This is a genomic window from Paenibacillus sp. 8b26, from assembly GCF_050626875.1.
GTDB lineage: Bacteria > Bacillota > Bacilli > Paenibacillales > Paenibacillaceae > Paenibacillus.
On the sequence record NZ_CP192445.1, the window covers coordinates 3,086,971 to 3,106,296 of the forward strand.

General features: G+C 50.9%; 14 protein-coding genes. 5 read left to right on the forward strand and 9 right to left on the reverse strand.

Annotation, left to right across the window (positions count from 1 at the left end):
* Nucleotides 1–5: 5 nt before the first annotated feature.
* The 4 genes from ACQ4MX_RS14225 to ACQ4MX_RS14240 are packed head-to-tail and all read right to left on the reverse strand — an operon-like array spanning nt 6 to nt 5,114.
* The gene (locus tag ACQ4MX_RS14225) at nt 6–1,346 is read right to left on the reverse strand and encodes an MBL fold metallo-hydrolase (protein WP_431085567.1); all 1,341 of its coding nucleotides are present in this window, start codon (nt 1,344–1,346) and stop codon (nt 6–8) included.
* A complete protein-coding gene (locus ACQ4MX_RS14230) occupies nt 1,343–3,013 on the reverse strand; it encodes an ABC transporter permease (protein WP_431085568.1) in 1,671 nt (556 codons plus the stop codon). Before ACQ4MX_RS14230 ends, ACQ4MX_RS14225 begins: the two co-directional genes overlap by 4 nt.
* 4 nt (nt 3,014–3,017) lie before the next feature.
* Nucleotides 3,018–4,088: an ABC transporter substrate-binding protein gene (locus tag ACQ4MX_RS14235; RefSeq protein WP_044646869.1), complete on the reverse strand. Its 1,071-nt coding sequence runs from the start codon at nt 4,086–4,088 to the stop codon at nt 3,018–3,020.
* 21 nt (nt 4,089–4,109) lie between these two features.
* On the reverse strand, nt 4,110–5,114 hold the full coding sequence (locus ACQ4MX_RS14240; protein ID WP_431085569.1) for an ABC transporter ATP-binding protein: 1,005 nt from the start codon (nt 5,112–5,114) through the stop codon (nt 4,110–4,112).
* Nucleotides 5,115–5,315: 201 nt separating this feature from the next.
* Between ACQ4MX_RS14240 and ACQ4MX_RS14245 the strand changes: the two genes are divergently transcribed.
* Both ACQ4MX_RS14245 and ACQ4MX_RS14250 read left to right on the forward strand, forming a co-directional pair.
* The gene (locus tag ACQ4MX_RS14245) at nt 5,316–6,209 is read left to right on the forward strand and encodes a LysR family transcriptional regulator (RefSeq protein ID WP_431085570.1); all 894 of its coding nucleotides are present in this window, start codon (nt 5,316–5,318) and stop codon (nt 6,207–6,209) included.
* Between the two features lie 127 nt (nt 6,210–6,336).
* Nucleotides 6,337–7,197, forward strand: coding sequence for a hypothetical protein (locus ACQ4MX_RS14250; RefSeq protein WP_431085571.1), 861 nt, complete (start codon nt 6,337–6,339; stop codon nt 7,195–7,197).
* Between the two features lie 84 nt (nt 7,198–7,281).
* On the opposite strand, the gene argS is transcribed toward ACQ4MX_RS14250, so the two are convergent.
* The 3 genes from argS to ACQ4MX_RS14265 all read right to left on the reverse strand — a co-directional run bounded on the left by argS (nt 7,282) and on the right by ACQ4MX_RS14265 (nt 10,383).
* The gene (argS, locus tag ACQ4MX_RS14255; protein WP_431085572.1) at nt 7,282–8,961 is read right to left on the reverse strand and encodes an arginine--tRNA ligase; all 1,680 of its coding nucleotides are present in this window, start codon (nt 8,959–8,961) and stop codon (nt 7,282–7,284) included.
* The gene (locus ACQ4MX_RS14260; RefSeq protein ID WP_134911674.1) at nt 8,958–9,398 is read right to left on the reverse strand and encodes a DUF1934 domain-containing protein; all 441 of its coding nucleotides are present in this window, start codon (nt 9,396–9,398) and stop codon (nt 8,958–8,960) included. Before ACQ4MX_RS14260 ends, argS begins: the two co-directional genes overlap by 4 nt.
* Before the next feature lie 94 nt (nt 9,399–9,492).
* Nucleotides 9,493–10,383, reverse strand: a complete 891-nt coding sequence (locus ACQ4MX_RS14265) for a LysR family transcriptional regulator (protein ID WP_431091334.1) — start codon at nt 10,381–10,383, stop codon at nt 9,493–9,495.
* Between the two features lie 150 nt (nt 10,384–10,533).
* Here ACQ4MX_RS14265 and ACQ4MX_RS14270 point away from each other — a divergent pair, with 150 nt between their 5' ends.
* Nucleotides 10,534–12,279 carry an ABC transporter ATP-binding protein gene (locus ACQ4MX_RS14270; protein ID WP_431085573.1) on the forward strand — a complete coding sequence of 582 codons (1,746 nt, stop codon included), beginning with the start codon at nt 10,534–10,536 and terminating at the stop codon, nt 12,277–12,279.
* Nucleotides 12,276–14,015, forward strand: coding sequence for an ABC transporter ATP-binding protein (locus ACQ4MX_RS14275; RefSeq protein WP_431085574.1), 1,740 nt, complete (start codon nt 12,276–12,278; stop codon nt 14,013–14,015). The genes ACQ4MX_RS14270 and ACQ4MX_RS14275 overlap by 4 nt, the downstream gene beginning before the upstream one ends.
* A gap of 495 nt (nt 14,016–14,510) precedes the next feature.
* Here ACQ4MX_RS14275 and ACQ4MX_RS14280 read toward each other — a convergent pair whose 3' ends face one another.
* Both ACQ4MX_RS14280 and speE read right to left on the reverse strand, forming a co-directional pair.
* A complete protein-coding gene (locus ACQ4MX_RS14280; protein ID WP_431085575.1) occupies nt 14,511–15,803 on the reverse strand; it encodes an MFS transporter in 1,293 nt (430 codons plus the stop codon).
* Between the two features lie 272 nt (nt 15,804–16,075).
* On the reverse strand, nt 16,076–16,903 hold the full coding sequence (speE, locus tag ACQ4MX_RS14285) for a polyamine aminopropyltransferase (protein ID WP_431091335.1): 828 nt from the start codon (nt 16,901–16,903) through the stop codon (nt 16,076–16,078).
* A gap of 332 nt (nt 16,904–17,235) precedes the next feature.
* Here speE and ACQ4MX_RS14290 point away from each other — a divergent pair, with 332 nt between their 5' ends.
* Nucleotides 17,236–19,293, forward strand: a complete 2,058-nt coding sequence (locus ACQ4MX_RS14290) for a transglycosylase domain-containing protein (protein WP_431091336.1) — start codon at nt 17,236–17,238, stop codon at nt 19,291–19,293.
* Nucleotides 19,294–19,326 lie beyond the last annotated feature (33 nt).

The following is a 19,326-nucleotide window of genomic DNA, read 5'->3' on the forward strand; positions in this document are numbered from 1 at the left end:
ATCATCTAAACGTTTAACGTTGCGCCCGGCTCCAAAGAGTGAATGACTTTTACAGAGCTTTCGTGTTCGGTCCAACCTTCTCTCATCAGCTCGTCACGCACAAGATCAGTCTGCGGCTTGGGCGCATGAACGAGCACAACTTGTTTACCAGGCAACTCCTTCAACATTAGTCTCACATCCGATATCCCCTGATGCACCTTGTAAATCAAATGCCGAACCATACAACGGTCATTCTGATCTGCATACTCCAGCAGATGTTTACCAAAAGAACCGCTTGAAGTATGTCCCGTTAAAATAACTCCGTTATGATTACTTTTTCCGCTACCTTCGCCATCCCCCGTACTCGGCGGATGATCTGATAAATACTGATAGTACCAGCGCGCCCGTGGCGAATCCATCATGCCGTCCCCGGTTACGATCATAGCCGCAGCATTCTGTTCCAGCAGCTGCACTCGCTCCGCAGCATCACGAGGCACAAAGATCCGGCCACTGTGCAGCACACGTTCTATCCGCGCAGGTACTTCCATGCGTAACCATTCTTTCAAACGGCTCAAGCGCTGCAATCCCTGCCATATGTCCGGCTCTACAATCATTGCTTGTTCAGGGAACTGCTCGCTGGCCCACACAATCAACTCCTGTCCCCGGCCAAAGGCGGGTACCGGAAGCAGCACATGACCACCAGAAGACAATATCTGTCCCATCCCGGTCCGCAGCCGCTCCAGCTTCACAGGCTGCGGATCTATATCCATGCCATAGGCATTATCCATAATGGAGATATCGGCTAGATTAGGTTCCGGTGCATCGGCAGCGAGCAGCTCGGATTCACGGCTGTAATCTCCCGAAAAGAACAACCGCTTTCCTTCCATATCTACCATGTACCACACTGCGCCAGCCAAATGTCCACTGCGTCCCCACATGATCCGTACACCCGGACAAGCCTCCTGCCATATCCCTGACGGCGCCTCATCCTCCAGATAGCGGTAAGCGATGGATTCGATATCCCGTTCGTCGTATGGCAATTTGCCGCCTCTCGATTCTACATAAGTATGCCAGGAGCGAAAATAGGAACCCAACTGCTCGGCGGTGGCCTTTGTCGTCCAAACCTCTCCCCGGTATCCATACTTATACAGTAAGGGGAGCGCCATTGAATGATCCTCATGTGCATGAGACAGCAATACAGCGGTCAGCCTCTCCGCCTCCTGCGGCGGAAAAACCGGATACTGCCCGGTTCCTTCCTTTTTCACGCCACAATCCAGCATGATACGATGCTGCTTTCCTTCCAAAACATAGCAGGAGCGGCCGTGTTCGCCCGCACCGCCCCAAATTCGAAGCTTGGTCATCATCATTTCCACTTTCTTTGCGAGTTTAAGCTTTCCATTAAGATCAGCAGCAGCGTGGTCAATCCGACCGATATGACCGCCATTGCCATACCAAGCGACACCTGCCCCTGTTCGAACTGGGCAAATATGTAGGTTGCAGACGTCTGGACGGATGGCGGCAAAATCAGCAATGAGCCGACCAGTTCGCGCGAAGCAATGGTAAAGGTCATCATCCAGCCTGCCAGCATCCCCGGTAAAATCAGCGGCAGCACAATCCGGCGGAATATATAAGACGGGCGACCGCCAAACACCTGTCCTGCCTGAAAAAGAGCGGTGTCTACCTGCGTAAAGGCGCTTTTGACATACTGGACTGTATAAGGAACAAACAAGACAACATACGTCAGAATGACCATACCGTACGTGTTATACAACGGAATCGGCATCCACGGCGAGTTCCACCATAAAATAAGGCCGACTACCATAACAATCCCCGGAACCGTGTTCGGAAGCAAGCTGAAGGCATCCACTGTCCGCTGGAGCTTCGTACGTGAGCCGCCAATAACGAGCGCAAACCAAGTGCCCAGCACAACGGCAATCGTCGATGCACCCAAAGAGAGAAATACGCTGTTCAGCAGCGCCTCCATGCTCTCTGAGCCCCAAGACAGCAGTTCCTTGTAATAATCGAGCGTAAAGTTATCCCAAGCCAAGCCGATCCCCCGCAGCTTCATGGTGGAAGCGGCGATAATTGAAAAATAAGGGATACCAATGGACGCCATTAGCAACAATAGAATGAATGCGATACTCAGTCCCGTAGTCCAGTCGGATACACGAAGACGGGAAGGACGAGAGCCTTTACCACCTACCAGCCTGTATGTATACTTACGGTTGATTACCGATTGCACATACCACACGAGCAGACAGGCGGTTAAAAGCACCGAGGCCATTGATGTCGCCTTGCCGAAATCAATCGGCCAACTGGAAATGTATTTGTGAATTTCCGATGTCATGACCTCATACCCGATACGTCGTCCAAAGGTGGCGGGGGTTCCAAACTCGGCAATCGTTTTGACGAAAATAAGCAGCGCGCCCATCCCATAAGCCGACAGCAGCAGCGGTAAAATGATTCGGCGGAATCTGTACAGAAAGCCGCCACCCATAACGGCTCCGGCCTCTTCCAGACTACCGCCAATCCTAACCAGCGCACCGCGCAGCAGCAGGTACAGGAACGGAAACAGATGCAGACTCATGATCATCACCATACCGCCAAAGCTGAAAAAAAACGGGGTCAAGAAATGCAGGCTCGGAAACAACTGCTCCAGATACCCGTTTTTTTGCATAAACAAAATCCAGCCCATCGACCCGATATAGGGCGGGGTCATAAACGGAATCAATAGCACCACGTCCAACCAGCGCCAGCTAGCGAGACGCGTGTTGGACATGATCCACGCGAGCGGAAGTGCAAGCACCGTCGTTCCAGCAATAACACAGATGCCCAGCCAGATCGAGCCGAACAGCACACCCGCAAATCGGGATGCAGCCAACGTCTGGAAAGGCGCAGACCATTGTAATTGTCCGTCTACATACACACTTTGGATGAAAATTTGTAGTAACGGCAGCACGATCAGTAAAGCAAGCGCGATCAGAGCGAGTATTAGACTCCACGCTCTGATCTGTTTGACGGATAAGACCCCCATCCGCTTACTTGAACATTTGCGTGAACTTCTCCGTCACGTCAGGCCCGTGCTCGCCCATCCATTCCCAATTGGTTTTCAGCAACGGAATCTCATCCAAATTGGCGCGCTTATCTGCTTTGACATCCGTGCGGCCCGGAAGCAAGGAAGCGTCCGCTACCAGCTTCTGTGCCTCGTCCGACAGCAGATAGTCAATGAATGCCTTGGCATTCTGCTCATGCTGTGTCGATTTGAGAATCGCCGCAGGGCGCGGGCTGATGACTGTTCCTTCCTTCGGATAAACAATGTCGATTGGCTCGCCTTTGGCTTTGGCCTTGTAAGTCATGTAATCAACCGCAGCAGCGACCATGCTTTTGGCTCCGGTAATGACCGGGTCCAGCGCTTCCTGATTGGCTCCAGCCATCGCTACGCCGTTAGCCTTGTACTGCTCGAACAACGTCCAGCCCCCATCGCCATTCGCACTTAGGTAGCCTGTCATAAAATCCAGCGCCGAACCAGACAGCGACGGATCAGGAATGTTAATTTGGTCCTTGTACTCCGGCTTCGCGAGATCGGCCCATGAAGTCGGCGGTGTCTTCACCAGCTTCGTGTTGTACGCGATGCCTAATGCGGAAGCACTGGTGCTGAAGTAGTTGCCTTCTTTGTCGGACCAATCGGGATTCAGCTTGTCCGCGTTTTTGGCATCCGGGTAGGGCAGCGTGAGGCCGTCTTTTTTCAAGCCTTGCACGGACGGAAGAGATGCCAGCACTACCACGTCTGCTACCGGATTCGCCTTCTCGGCTTCCATCCGGGCCAAAATTTTACCTGTCGTTCCCTGGAACAGCTCGACCTTCACTCCACTTTGCGCCTCATACCCCGCTACCAGCTTTTTTGCCAGCCCGTCAGGGCCTGCGCTGTAGACAACCAGCTTCTGATCGGTCGATGCCGCCCCGGCTTGTCCTGCTGACCCGGTGGCTTGCGCTCCATCCTTGGATGGTGTAGCCGTTCCACAGCCTGCGACAGCCAGTCCAAAGGTCAATGTTAATGCGAGCATCGCGCCCTTTTTCCAACCTGTACGAAAAACGTGCTTGTTCATCATCTTGTGTTATACCCCTTTTCCCTATGAATCGAGTTGGTGGATGTGTTGCGGTGATACCCAAATTTGCTTTTGTTCCCCGATAGGCAAGCGGGTGGAATGATATGCAGTCCATAGCTCGCCGTTCTCTGCCCGTATGCGGATTTCATAACGGTCCCCAACATAGCTGACATGCCGAATCTCCACTGTAAAAGAATACTGATCCACTTGATCCTGTTCCCAGCGGACATGCTCGGGCCGGAATAGCGTCCGTTCCGGCTCCAGCCAGTTCGATTTGCCGATGAACCTAGCCACCTCTGGATGAGATGGACGACCGTAGATCATCTCCGGTGTTCCGGTCTGCAAAATATGTCCGCTTCTCATGACGACCACTTCATCGGACATCGACATGGCCTCGATCTGATCATGGGTGACGTACAAGGCAGTCAGCCCCAGATCACGCACCAGCGACAGCATTTCGATGCGCATCTCTTCTCGGAGTACCGCGTCCAGCGCACTGAGCGGCTCATCAAACAAGACAAGCCTAGGACGGATGGCGACCGACCGGGCAAAAGCGACCCGCTGCTGCTGACCACCGGACAGCTGATGAGGATACCGATCCTCCATCCCCGACAGTCTGACTTTGTCCAGCGCCTCCAATACTGCTGTTCGCAGCTCCTTGCCACGCCCGTTACCGAAACCGGGGCCTTTTCCCTGCTTGCCCGCACGTAGGCCGAAGGCCACATTTTCAAACACCGTCATATGCGGCCACAGCGCAAAATCCTGAAACACCATGCCAAAATGACGAAGATGCGCGGGAACATCCTTTTTTCGTTCAGCCGAAAAAAGAACCTCCTCCCCCATCGTGATCGTGCCGGTATCCGGCGTCTCCAGCCCAGCGATCATACGCAGAAGCGTTGTTTTCCCGCAGCCGGACGGACCGAGCAGTGTCGTGAATTGTCCCCGCCGTACGATCAGATTCGTCTCGTGCAATGCGGTCATATGGCCGAAGGTTTTACTCAACCCGTGAATATATAGATCCTGATTCATCGCATTACCTGCCTGTTCTTATGACTGACCCCAGTGTAAAGCTTGAATTCGTAGCCTGTGTTATTGGAAAGTTAAAACAAAATTAATTATTTCAATGAATTGTGTTAACACTCATAGATTTAATCTATATAGAGGGGATTGATACCGCCGCGCAGGAAGCGGGCATGAGTTTCCGATCAACCTGAAAGCGAGGCATTCCAAGTGAATTTAAGTCTTCTGAAGCTGCATATTGTAGAGTTGCTGGACAAGCACCATAAAATTACCACAGTAGCCGAGCTCCTCGGCCTGAAACAACCGACCATTACCTTTCATATGAGAAATCTGGAGCGGGATTTGGGGGTGAAGCTGTTCGACACGCGTATGGGCAAAATCATCCTGACGGATGCCGGGCACGCACTGCTCCACTATGCCGGCAAGATTAATGCGCTCGCCGCCGAGGCGGAGCGGGTCGTCTGCGAGTTCGACACACTCCAGCGGGGAAGTATTCGAATCGGCGCAAGCTATGTACCGGCTACCTATGTGCTTCCTGCAGTGCTGCACCGTTTTGCCCGTGAACATCCAGGGATTCATATTGCCCTGTCCGTGAAAACAGCTCCGGTGATCAAGGACATGCTGACTCGGCACGAAATCGACCTTGGCGTTATCTCAGCAGAGCCATTTCAAGTGCCGACGCTGGTGTCGGAATCCTTGGGCGAGGATGAGCTGGTGCTGATCTGCGCACCTGGTCACCCACTCGCAAGCGAAACCGATTTAACACCTGAGCGAATCGCTTCTTCCTCTTTCGTGCTGCATGGCAAGGATTCCAGCACACGCCAAATGACTGACAAATGGCTGGAGCATGGCGGACGCCGCCTCCCCTCCTATTTGGAGCTAGATTCGCTGGAGGCGATCAAACAGGCGGTCATGCTGGGAGAACACGTCTCTTTCGTCTCCCGCATAGCTGTGCAATCCGAGGTTGAACGCGGGATGCTGGTCATACGGCCCATTCCGGGCCACCGTGTGGAGCGGTACATTTATATGGTTAGCAATAAGGACCGCCACCGCTCGGCCCTAATCCGCCAATTTGCTGAATATTTGTCAGGGAACCAAGAGTAAATCTTACCTGTCATATAGAAATTATGTTATTTTTTAACCGGAGTACCAGCTTGCCTTGACATACGACTGACATTACACCCGTAAAGTATAGCGTGTACCCCCATTCGGACGAATAGGAGATGATTGAATGAAAACTGGTCTTCGTATCACAAAGGCTTTGTCGGTATTAACCCTAAGTGCAGTGCTGCTTGTAACGGGATGGAAAGGTGCCGAACCCGCACAGGCTGCCGCCAATGCAACACCAAGCTATGAGGTAAAGCTGCTGCTGGATACAGCTCAGGTCCTCAATGCCGACGGCTCTTTGAAAAGCAGCGTAGCCAACGAGTTTCAAATTAGCGAAGATGCGCAACGATTGAGCGTCGAATATTTTGACACGGATCAACTGCAATTGAACAATGAGGGCTGGAATGTCAGATTTCGCAAAAAAGAAGATAAAAAGAATTATGAATTAACTTACAAGAAGCGGTACACGGTCACAAACGGAAATATCGACGCAGCTCTCACCCAAGCCAATAAAGAAGGTTTCAGCGCATCCGACGATAACTACGATGCCGAGGTGGATTGGGGTTATAGCAAACAGACGCTGAGCTTCTCCAATGATAAAAAAACGAACGCTTCCAAAGGATTAACCCTTCCTTCTCCGGATCAGGCGTTAAAGCAGCTTTTGGACAATCTTCCGGGCAAGCTGCAAAACTGGAAAAGCAGCAACTGGGGCAAACAAGCCCTGGCAGACTCCAGAGTACACGGTCCTGTACAGGTCAGCAAATATGGAGGCAGCTTCCAAGGATTAGATACCGATGTTGAAGTCTGGCCTATCCGCAGTGCCAACGGATCAGGTACAGATACCATCATTGAAATCTCCTTTAAAACCTCGGACTACAGCGTTGCCTCCAGCAATCGCACCAAGCTGATCAATCTGCTGCAATCCAAAGGATGGCTGGTTCCCGCCGATTCCCTGAAAACGAATTTGGTGCTGGAACGCTACTAAGCCTATTCGAACAAAAAAGGAACCGCACGTGCCACCCTGCCGGGGATGGTACGGACGGTTCCTTTTATCGTTAAAGTGGTTTGCTTACATGCGTTCCGGTGCAGACACGCCTACCAGCTTCAACACGTTGGCAATGGTGGTGCGCACCGCGCCAAACAGCGCCAAACGGGTCTGCGTTTGAGCGGCATCCTCAGTGATAACGCGCTCTGCTTTATAGTAGCTGTGGAACAGCGATGCCAGCTCGTAGACGTAGCGAATCATACGGTGTGGCGCAAAGCTCGCAGCCGCTACCGATACTTCCTCCGGCAGCTCGCCGATCTTGCGCAACAGGTCGTATTCATGCTCAGCCGTCAGTTTGGACAGATCAACCTCTGCCAACGGCAGTACGGCAATTCCTTGCTCCTCGGCTTGACGGTATACGCTGCACGCGCGAGCGTGGGCATATTGCACGTAGAATACCGGATTTTCATTGGAAGTGGAAATCGCCAAATCCATGTCAAAATCCAGATGCGAATCCATGCTGCGCATCGTGAAGAAGTAGCGGATCGCGTCCACGCCCACTTCTTCCATCAGGTCTTCCATCGTCACGGCCTTGCCGGTACGCTTGGACATTTTCACCTTTTCTCCGTTTTGGAACAGGCTGACCATTTGGGCAATCAGCACTTTGAGCTTATCCGGGTCGTTACCCAGTGCTTCCATAGCTGCTTTCATCCGTGGAATGTAGCCGTGGTGATCCGCTCCCCAAATGTTGATGATCGTGTCATACCCACGGGCGTATTTGTCGCGATGGTACGCGATATCCGGGGTCAGGTACGTGTATGTACCGTCATTTTTGATCAAGACACGGTCTTTATCGTCACCGTACTTGGTTGTGTTCAGCCATGTGGCTCCGTCCTTCTCGTAAATCTCCTCACGGTCACGCAGCTCGTTCAGCGCTTTAAGCACTTCACCGTTTTCATACAGCGATGTTTCGCTGAACCAGGAGTCAAAAGGTACACGGAACAGCTCCAGATCGCGCTTGATCTTGTTCAGTTCCTTTTCCAGACCGTAGTCACGGAAATAGGCAGCGCGGTCGCCCGGTGTCAAAGACAGCAGGGAATCACCCTTCTCAGCCACCAGCTCCTTGGCAAACCCGACGATGTCCTCACCGTGATAACCGTCCTCCGGCATCTCCGCAGGCTGTCCCAGCTCTTGCAAATAACGCGCCTCAATTGAGCGGCTCATGTTGTAAATCTGGTTACCCGCATCATTAATGTAGTATTCACGAGTTACTTTGTATCCGGCAAAATCAAGCACGTTGCAGAGGGCATCCCCTACTGCCGCACCGCGCGCATGGCCCAAGTGAAGGCTACCTGTCGGGTTCGCACTGACAAACTCGATTTGTACCTTTTTGCCTGCACCTTCCTGCACACGTCCGTAATCTGCTCCCTGTTCCTGCACTTGCTGAATAACTGCATAGAGGTAGCTCTTGTTCAGGCGGAAGTTAATAAAGCCCGGTCCGGCAATTTCCGCGCTTTCAATCGAGGCGGCAGCCAAGTCCATATTTGCGATCAAATCTTCTGCAATTTGACGCGGGTTTTTCTTCGCAATGCGGGTGAGCTGCATCGCAGCGTTTGTAGCCAAATCACCGTGCGACTTGTCCTTCGGCACCTCCAGCGTAATCGTCGGCAGCTCTTCGCGGCTCACGATTCCGGCAGCCAGTACCGCTGCCTCGATAGCTGAGGTCACCTTTTGATTAATGAGTTCCAGTGGATTGCTTGTCATGATTGTTGCTCCTCCTGTATATGCAAACTGATGGCAAAGTGCCCCGAGAAATCCTCAAAAACGTACAGATCATAAGTCCAGCTCACCTGTCCGGTAAACCCGTCCATTCGAATATCGAGCTTCTGCGTATGCGCAGACATGTTCAGGCTTAAATAAGGCGATCGGTAAAATCCCGGCAATCTTCGTCCCAGCGCAAATGACTGCTCCGACTGCACCTCACCGTGGCGAATCAGCTTAAGCTCATCCGGTCCGATTTTGACCGTGTTCCGTGTCGTTCCGCCCTCAGGTCCCTCTTGGGGTTCATCGTACCTTATATATAGATGCTTCCCACGCATGATCGCTTCTCCGGGAAGTTCCTGTACCACATCTTCTCCGTCGTGATGACTATGAAGACGGATTTGGACCTTTGCATTGTGTGGCATGTGTTCAAACTCCATTCTATCGCTATCCTACTGTACTACTATATCCAGTTCCCGTTTGCAATTCAAATGAGATTTTACAAAAAGATGCTTTCATCCACAAAAAAAACAGCTACCGCGGAGTGACTTCATCGGATGCCTGGCTAAAGCTTTCGATAAATCGGGAAGCCAGAGAAGACATGTATCTATCCTTGAGCCAGACAGCCGCCACACGAGTATGCAATTCTTCACACATAATTTCCTTCACGATTAACTGGTTATTACTGCCCAGAGACAGCGCGGACCGTGAAATCATACCGATCCCCAATCCTTCATTGGCCCAATGAAGCGTAGTGCGGGCATCATCGTTTTTGCAAAAGAAATTCGGCTCAAAGCCATGCTTCATGCAGGCATCGTGGATCAATTGCTCAAAGCGGCGGTATACGATAAGGGGTCTATCTTTCAAATCAGACAGCGGAATCGTCTTCTGGTCAGAGTTCCAGTCATGCTCTTCTGTCATCACCGCGACCATCGGCTCGGAGGCTGCATATCTGCACCCCAGACCGGTGGTGTTAAACGGCGTTCTGACGATACCGACCTCTACAATCCCCTTGTTCAACAGATCGAGGATCATGAACGTGTTTCCCTCATGAATTTCAAATTTTACGCCCGCATAGGTTTTGTGAAATTCGGAAAGCCTGTCTTTCATCAGGGCTGCGCCGGAAGAAGAGACGGTTCCAATCGTGAGCGTTCCCTTCATACCCTTGGCAAAATCGTTTATCTCCCTCGTCGTGGCATCGGTCAGCTCCAAAATCTGCTTGGCCCTGTTCTGCAAAATGATTCCGGCCTCTGTCAGATGAATGCTTCGCGGGCCTCGATGCACGAGCTTTACACCCAGCTCTTCTTCCAGCTGCATGAGCTGCTGACTGAGGGGAGGCTGTGCGATTTGCAGCTTTTTAGCTGCCGCTGTGATTTGTCCCGCCTCTGCAATCGCCAAAAAATACTTGAGATGTCTCAATTCCATCATGAACCTCCGGTACTGATATATGTAATACATATACCTCTAATATATATTAAATATTATTCATATGGTTTGGGATATGCCATAATCATATTCAGTTATCAGGTTGGGTCAACGGGCTTTATACATTATTCAGGTTAGGTGATGGTTTATTTGCTGAAATTTGCTGTTTTTTTGAAACCCTATAAAAAGGAAAGCATTCTTGGGCCTCTGTTTAAACTGATTGAGGCGATTCTGGAATTGTTGCTGCCTACCATGGTAGCTCTAATGATCAATCATGGCGTGGGGAAAGGAGATACCCATTATATTTGGCAAATGGGTCTATTGATGCTGCTTATGACCATGCTGGGCTTTGGCAGCTCAATGGTGTGCCAGTTCTACGCAGCCCGTGCCTCTCAGGGATTCGGAACCACGCTGCGCAATACGATGTTTAAGCACATTTCATCGTTCTCTTATGCCGATCTCGATAAGTTTGGTACGCCCTCACTCATTAATCGGATCACGAACGATGTGAATCAGCTCCAGACGGCTGTGGCGATGCTGATTCGTCTGGTCATTCGCGCTCCTTTTATTTGTATTGGGGCTATTATCATGTCGATGGTCTTGGACTTTCGCCTTGCTTTGGTTCTATTGGCAGCAACGCCGATCCTGGCTTTGATCCTGTATCTGGTTATTACGAAGGCTTCACCGCTGTACCGAATGTATCAGAAAAAGCTGGACAACATCGCTCTTGTGCTAAGCGAAAATCTTACAGGGGTAAGGGTCATACGGGCCTTTGCCAAAAGAGGGGCCGAACGAGTCAAGTTCAACACAGCATCGGATGACCTGACCCAAACCGCCATTCGTGTCGGGCGTATTTCCGCTTTGCTCAGCCCGGCCACCTTGTTAGTGGTTAACGGAGCCATTATTGCGATCCTGTGGATCGGCGGCATTCATATTCAATACGGATCTCTTACGCAAGGGGAGATTATTGCTTTTATTAATTATATCACGCAGATTTTGCTGGCTCTGATCGTGGTGACCAATTTAATCATTCTGTTCACCAAGGCCGCAACCTCGGCAGCACGGATTCAGGAAGTTCTGGATACACAAGCCTCGATTTCCGATGTGACTACGACTACAAATCAGTCTGAATCAAATGAACAGGACACCGTACCGACTATCGCTTTTGACCACGTCTCCTTCGGATACAATAAAACGGGGCAATTGGCGCTTAACGATGTTACCGTAAACATCTACCCTGGTGAAACGGTCGGCATCATCGGAGGAACGGGTTCGGGGAAATCAACATTTGTGAATCTCATTCCCCGGTTCTATGATGCGGTGGAGGGGCATGTGCAGGTCGATGGCATTGACGTTCGCCAATATAAGCTTGAGCCATTGCGGCAAAAAATCGGGATTGTTCCACAGAAGGCGCTGCTGTTCACCGGCACCATAGCGGATAATATTCGCTGGGGTCATGAACACGCCACCGATAAGGAAGTCGCCCGGGCTGCAGCCATCGCGCAAGCGGATGAGTTCATTTCCAATCTGCCCGAAAAATACGATGCTCCGATTGCCCGAGGGGGCCTTAATCTGTCGGGAGGTCAAAAGCAACGTCTAACCATCGCCAGAGCTATTGTAGGGAATCCGCAAATCCTTATTTTGGATGATTCCTCAAGTGCACTCGATTTTGCAACCGATGCCGCCTTGCGTAAATCGTTACGGGAAAACAGCAGCAGCATGACCGTCCTGCTTGTCTCGCAACGGGTCAGCAGTGTACAGCATGCTGATAAAATTATTGTGTTTGATGAAGGGCGGATTGTCGGTGTCGGCACACACGAACAGTTGATGAGCACCTCAGATGTATATCAGGAGATTAATCATTCCCAGCTCTCAACGCAGGAGGTAGACCAATGAGCGGTAAGGAAACCTGGAGAAGATTGTTAACCTATGTGGGTCAATATAAAAAAACAGCATTTTGGGTCATGGTCAGTGCAACTCTCAGCGTACTAGCCAGTCTGATCGGTCCCTATATGATCGGTCAGGCCATCGACCATATGGTGGATAAGGGAGTGGTGGATTTTAGGGGGATCGCGCAGATTCTTGCCGGATTGGGCATTGTGTACGCCGTAGGCAGCCTGTTTAGCTGGCTGCTCACCTATTTGACGAACCGTATTGCTTTTCAGACGGTCAATGATATGCGGCGAGAGTTATTTGATCATTTTAATATCCTGCCGTTAAGCTTTCATGACAATCACCCACAAGGTGACAGCATCAGCCGTTTTGTGAACGATATGGATGCCGTGTCGGATGGATTACTTCAAGGTTTTTCCACCTTGATTACCGGGATTATTACGATTATAGGCTCGGTTGTGCTCATGCTGTATATCAGTCCGCTGATGACGTTGGTCGTGCTGGTGTCAGCCCCGGTTACGTATGGCGTAGCACGGTTTATTACCACACGATCCCAACGCATGTTCCGCGAACAGGCCCAAATTTTAGGGAGTCTAAATGGTTATGTGGAGGAAATGATTGGCGGGCAGCGGGTGGTTACAGCCTTTCATTATGAAAACCGTTCGTTTGAGGAATTCGCCGCCAAAAATGACCAATTGTATCAAGCAGGGGTAAAATCACAGTTTTATGGATCATTGTCCAATCCCTCCACCCGTCTGGTGAACAACATGACGTTCTCGGTCACTGCGATGATCGGCTGTATATCCATCATTCTGGGCGTCATCTCGGTAGGCGGATTGTCAAGCTTTCTGATTTATACTAACCTGTTCGCCAAGCCCTTTAATGAAATCACAGGGGTACTGACTCAGTTCCAAGCGGCTACGGCATCTGCCCAGCGCATATTCGCTATTTTGGACTCACCGCCTGAGCAGCCGGAAAAATCGAACGCTGTACATTTGGAACGCAGCAAGGGCACGATTCTTTTTGATCATGTGAAATTCTCCTATAACCCGGACCGTACGCTCATTACGGACTTTAGTCTGGAGGTTAAGCCGGGTACCCGTGTTGCGATTGTCGGGCAGACCGGAGCTGGTAAAACCACGCTAGTTAACCTGCTCATGCGGTTCTATGATGTAGATAGCGGCTCGATATCTATCGACGGGGTCAATATCAATGACATGAGCCGGGACAGTCTGCGGACGAACTTTGGCATGGTGCTTCAGGATACATGGCTGTTCAGCGGTACGATTCGGGACAATATCGCTTACGGAAAGCCGGAAGCGACGGAAGAAGAGATTATTGCGGCTGCAACGGCTGCCAATGCACATAGCTTCATCAAGCGGCTGCCTCATGGCTACGATACGGTCATCAGCGGTTCAGGCGACAGCCTGTCGCAAGGTCAAAAGCAGTTGCTCACCATCGCGCGGGTGATTCTCGTCGATCCACCTATGCTCATTCTGGATGAAGCGACCAGCAGTATTGACACCTTGACAGAAGCGCGTATTCAGAAGGCGTTTATGAAAATGATTGCCGGACGCACCAGCTTTGTGATCGCCCACAGACTATCGACCATCCGCGAAGCGGATCTGATTTTATACATGAAAAACGGCGATGTGGTCGAAAGCGGAACCCATGAGGGTCTGCTTGCAAGCGGGGGGCATTACGCCTCGCTCTATAACAGCCAGTTCACTACGGCCTAGCATAGGGGGTTGAGGGGATAAGCCGATTGCTCTTATGCAATCGGCTTTTTTTGTGATGTACGCTAAAACAGAGGGTACTTCGTTAACAACTCCGGAATCGAGTCGGTGTTAGAAATGCGGTTTCATTTACGCACTTTCTTTATTGAATACACAGCGAGATATCCTAGTGCTAATAAACCTGTGCTTATAAAGCAAACTATCAAACCGCTTACCTCTACTTTTCCGATAAGTAAATATATAGCGAAGAGTCCGGTGAAAAATGTAAGGGTTAAGTTGATTACAAGATTTTTCAAAATGAACAACCCTTTCTGAGAAAGATATCTACGAAAAGAATATGTATATGATAATGTGTAAATCTAATTTAAATTATATAACACATAAGCCAAGCCTTGGAAATGACAGGCTTGGCTTATTTTCTTACCCTAAGCTAGAAAATAGTAGAACTATTATGTAGTCCATCAATACCAGTTGACCCGTCCCACGAATGCCTTAGCTTCAAACCCCTGCGCCCGTAGCGGTTGGATGGTCCACTTGCTCACTTTCCTGAAAATCTCGGCGATAGAACCAGCCGATCAGGACAGCAATGGTCGTCATAGCCGCAGCCAGCAGGTACACCTGCACCATACCAAAGCGGTCTGCATACCAGCCCAGGAACAGCAAAGATAGGCCGAAAGCGAGATTCGTAAGCACATCGATACCCGCCATCACTTTGGGAAGCTGAGCGGCCGGGGCACTCGTTTGCAGCAAGGTGCGGCGAATGATGCCAGCCATTTGAACCGGTAAGCCGGATACAGCAAAAAGAACAAGCGCAGCGACCGGGATCGTATTGAGTGCAAACACTATCGTAATCAGCACATACACAAGCAACGCTCCGAGCATGTACAGGAAGCTGTTCTTTTGCAGCCGCTTAACCAAGCCAACGACAAGCAACCCGCCCAGAATTGTTCCGGAGAAAAAGGAAGCATTCATAAAGCCCCACCAGCTTGCATCCTGATGTAGCACCTGAGTAACATACGCCAAAATAAACACACCCAGCCAGGAGGTTCCTCCAATGGTATCCACACTATCCACGATCATCAGAGACCGGATGCGGCGGTTATGCCAAATGATTTGCCATCCTTCACCAAGCTCCTTCCAGTGAGAGCCTTTTTCCTTTGACTTTGCTGTTTCTGTTGAATTGTTCGAGGATTCTGAGGATTCGGGGCTTAATTGCTTTTGATCCAGCGGATCACGAATGAAGGACGTAACCGTTACAGCCACCAAATAACAACAGGATGCGATCACAAGCGTATTCAGGGAACCGAGCCAGGCCACAATAATCCCGCTCAACGCCCAGCCTGCACATTTAACCACTTGATCACTGACCGCCACCATGCCGTTCGCACGCATCAGCCCCTCGCCAGTTGCCAATCGGGGTACAAGCGCATTACGTGCCGGGTTGGTCCAGCCATCCAAAAATGACATGCCGAACACCATCACAAAAATGAACAGAAACGACCTCTGCTCAGGTGTGATCCACAGGTAAAGCAGGAGTAATGTAAAAATAACAAACTGCCCAAATTGGGAAAACAGCAACACCCTCGTTAGACGGAAACGACTGAGAACCACGGGAGCCACCAGTCCACTAAGCACCTGCGCAGACAAGCGGAACAACGGAATTAAAATGGTCGTCATTAAAGAATTACTGGAGCTGAACACCAATACCACTACACTCAACATGTAGATGATATCTGCTACGTTGGAGATCGTCTGAGACCCCCACAGATAATAAAAAGAACGTCTGATCAAAACAACTTCCCCCTCTTTCGCACATTGCCGATTGGTTTGTTTACATAACCAAACCTCCCCTAGATGATATTTCAATTCTGTCAAATGTTTGGTTTTTTGTATATTCTACACTCACCCTTAAATTTCCTTCTTTTATCTTAAAAGGAAATCCGCTGTCCAGTATGCTCTCACGCTCATTTGCCCCTTTTATTAAATATCAAAAAAGCGCCTATAGCGCTCTTTTTCACCCAAAAACAGGTTTCAAAGAATGCCTAGACGCTTACTAACAAGGGCTACTTCGTCAAATCCTCCACAAATTTAGGCAGCACGAACGCTGCTTTGTGCAGACGCGGACTGTAATATCGGGTGTCCATTTCGGGGATCTGTGCCTCGTCGACTTCGAGCGGATCATACTTTTTGCTGCCCAATGTGAATGTCCACAGACCGCTCGGATAGGTCGGAATATTAGCCCCGTACACACGTACAATCGGGAAAATCTCCTTCACATCTTTGTTGACCTTCTGAATCAGATCGGCTTTGAACCAAGGGTTATCTGTTTGCGCCACAAAAATGCCATCTTCCTTCAACGCTTCAAAGATACCTTGGTAAAAACCGCGTTCGAACAGCGGTGCTGCCGGGCCAACGGGTTCCGTGGAATCGACCATAATGACGTCGTATTCATTTTTGTGCTCCAAAATATGCATGTAGCCATCATTGACCAGCACTTCCACATTAGGCTCGTCCAGCTTTCCGGCAATTTCGGGCAAATATTGTTTGGAATATTCGATCACCTTACCGTCGATTTCAACCAGTACGGCCTTTTCAACCTCAGGGTGCTTGATGACCTCACGAATAACGCCGCCATCGCCGCCGCCCACCACCAAAACCCTCTTTGGATTCGGGTGTGTGTTCAGAGCGGGATGCGCTACCATTTCATGATAAACGAACTCATCCTTCACGGTCGTCATCACCATGCCGTCCAGTATGAGCATATTGCCGAATTCCTCCGTCTCCATCATCGCCAGATCCTGAAAATCCGTTTTCTCGGAGACATAGGTTTGTTTGATTTTTGCCGTAATGCCGAAAGAGGAAGTTTGCTTCTCCGTAAACCACAAATCCATCATTTCAACCTTCTTTCTCATTAAAGTATGTGTCCGACAATTCCTTTATCATCCAGGCCGCGCCCTCGCAGTTCTTTCTGGTCATGACAATATAAACAGCGACTTCATTATATCTATAACACGATATCTGCAACCCGCCGGGTTTGTTATATTTATTGTAACCAAACACACTGCACTTTCACACTTTTTTGCATTATAAGCGATACCCGGATAGCCTGCAAAAGCCTTTTTAGATTGGATCTCGTATAAAATGTACACGTACGCGCATCTGATGAATAGACGCTTTCGGATTGACAATACTGAGAACATCAACCAAGGAAGGAGGTGGCATGATGGCCGGTACAACTAAGCATTCCCCCAAGCGCAAACCGCTCTGGGTTCGATGGTTTCAGGGACTGATGTCACTCACCATTCTGACGGTCATCGCCGCCTGCATTCTGCTCGCCTATTTATATACGACCAGTCTTCCGCTCGCGGATACGGATCGGAATTCACGGCTGCTCGACAGTCAGGGGAAAGTCATTGCCACCTTCTCTGCCGGAGGCAAGGAGTCTATCCCTGTCCAACTGGATCACATTTCACCCGATCTGATTGCGGCTACACTGGCTGTAGAAGACCGGAAGTTTTATGATCATTTCGGGTTTGATTTCAAAGGTCTGGGCCGGGCGGTGCTCGTCAATGTGACCCGTTGGGACATGTCGCAAGGGGCCAGCACGCTGACACAGCAGCTTGCACGTAATCTGTATCTGTCCCATGAAAAAACCTGGACACGCAAGGCCAAGGAAGCCATCTACACGGCGCAGTTGGAAATGAAGTACACCAAGGACGAGCTGCTGCAAATGTATTTGAACGAAATCTACTATGGTCACGGTGCCTACGGCATTGAGGCGGCTTCCCAGATGTATTTTGGCAAATCCGCCAAGGATCTCGATCTGGCTGAAAGCGCACTGCTGGCAGGTATTCCGAAAGGACCAACCTACTATTCGCCGTATAATCATATGAAAAACGCCAAGGATCGGCAAAAGGTTGTACTTGATTCCATGGCACTTACTGGCAAGATCACTCAGGCCGAAGCCACCAAGGCCTATGGGGAAATGCTTGCCCTGCGGCCCGAGAGCCAGCGCAGGACGGTCGAAGCCGCGCCCTGGTTCCGCGATTACGTTCGCCAGCTCGTGATTCATCAGCTTGGGATTAGCGAGGGCGTGCTAGAGCATGGCGGCCTGAGTATTTATACCACGCTGGACATGCACATGCAGCAGGCAGCCGAGGCCGCAGTAAGCGAAGGCATGAAGAGCAGCAACGGTCTGGAGACGGCGCTGATCTCTATCGACCCGCGTAGCGGACACGTCAAAGCGATGGTTGGCGGAGCCAACTATGTCGCCAACCAGTACAACCATGCGCTCGCCACGACCCGGCAGCCTGGATCGTCCTTCAAGCCGATTATGTATCTGAGCGCACTTGATTCCGGCGAATTGACGAGTACGTCCAAGTTCGACAGCCAACCGACGTTGTTTCACTACGACAACAACCGCAAAACCTATAAGCCCAAAAATTTTGGAGACAAATATTTGGGCGAAATTGATCTGCGACGCGCGATTGCAGCGTCCGATAATATTTATGCCGTAAGCACCATTTTGAAGGTGGGAACGGATAAGGTCATGGACCTTGCCCGCAAAATGGGTATCACGAGCGAGCTGAAACCCGTGCCTTCGCTGGCGCTGGGCGTGTCGCCCGTCAGCCCGTTCGAGATGGCCTCGGCCTTCTCCGTCATCGGCAGCGGCGGGCAAAGGGTCGCTCCGGTGGCGGTGCTGCGCGTCACCGATGCGGCCGGGCGGTCGCTCTATGAAGCGCCGCAGGCCGCGCCCGAGCAGGTGGTGAAGCCCGCCTCCGCCTACGTCCTCACACGCCTCATGGAAGGCGTGTTCGAGGAAGGCGGCACCGGCAACCGGGTCGCGAAGCTGATCAAGCGACCGGTTGCCGGCAAGAGCGGCACGACCAACACCGATGCGTGGATGGTCGGCTTCACACCCGAGCTGTCCACCGCCGTCTGGGTCGGCTACGACAAGGGTAAGGCCATCAGCACGCAGGATGCCCGGCGGGCGGCACCGATTTTCGCACAGTATACGGAGAAAGCACTGGAGAATGTGCCGCCCAAAATCTTTCCCATTCCTGACGGCGTCGTCAGCGCCTACATTGATCCGGCCAGCGGCAAGCTGGCTGCACCGGACAGTCCCGACAAGCGGCTGGAAGTGTTCGTAAGCGGAACAGAGCCGAAGGAAACACTGTCGGGGCAGAACAACCCTCCGGAAGCAACGCACAATGACCAAGCGGAGCAGCAGGCAGAGAAGAAGTCATGGTGGAGCAATTTCAAGCGATGGTGGATGGATTAATCACAAAAAAAGACTGAAGGAACGCTATCAGCG

Coding starts and splice junctions, on each gene's coding strand:
- ACQ4MX_RS14225 (WP_431085567.1), bottom strand. CDS start 1,346: ATGATGATGACCAAGCTTCGAATTTGGGGCGGTGCGGGCGAACACGGC.
- ACQ4MX_RS14235 (WP_044646869.1), bottom strand. CDS start 4,088: ATGATGAACAAGCACGTTTTTCGTACAGGTTGGAAAAAGGGCGCGATG.
- speE (WP_431091335.1), bottom strand. CDS start 16,903: ATGGATTTGTGGTTTACGGAGAAGCAAACTTCCTCTTTCGGCATTACG.
- ACQ4MX_RS14265 (WP_431091334.1), bottom strand. CDS start 10,383: ATGGAATTGAGACATCTCAAGTATTTTTTGGCGATTGCAGAGGCGGGA.
- ACQ4MX_RS14260 (WP_134911674.1), bottom strand. CDS start 9,398: ATGGAGTTTGAACACATGCCACACAATGCAAAGGTCCAAATCCGTCTT.
- argS (WP_431085572.1), bottom strand. CDS start 8,961: ATGACAAGCAATCCACTGGAACTCATTAATCAAAAGGTGACCTCAGCT.
- ACQ4MX_RS14290 (WP_431091336.1), top strand. CDS start 17,236: ATGGCCGGTACAACTAAGCATTCCCCCAAGCGCAAACCGCTCTGGGTT.
- ACQ4MX_RS14230 (WP_431085568.1), bottom strand. CDS start 3,013: ATGGGGGTCTTATCCGTCAAACAGATCAGAGCGTGGAGTCTAATACTC.
- ACQ4MX_RS14250 (WP_431085571.1), top strand. CDS start 6,337: ATGAAAACTGGTCTTCGTATCACAAAGGCTTTGTCGGTATTAACCCTA.
- ACQ4MX_RS14275 (WP_431085574.1), top strand. CDS start 12,276: ATGAGCGGTAAGGAAACCTGGAGAAGATTGTTAACCTATGTGGGTCAA.
- ACQ4MX_RS14240 (WP_431085569.1), bottom strand. CDS start 5,114: ATGAATCAGGATCTATATATTCACGGGTTGAGTAAAACCTTCGGCCAT.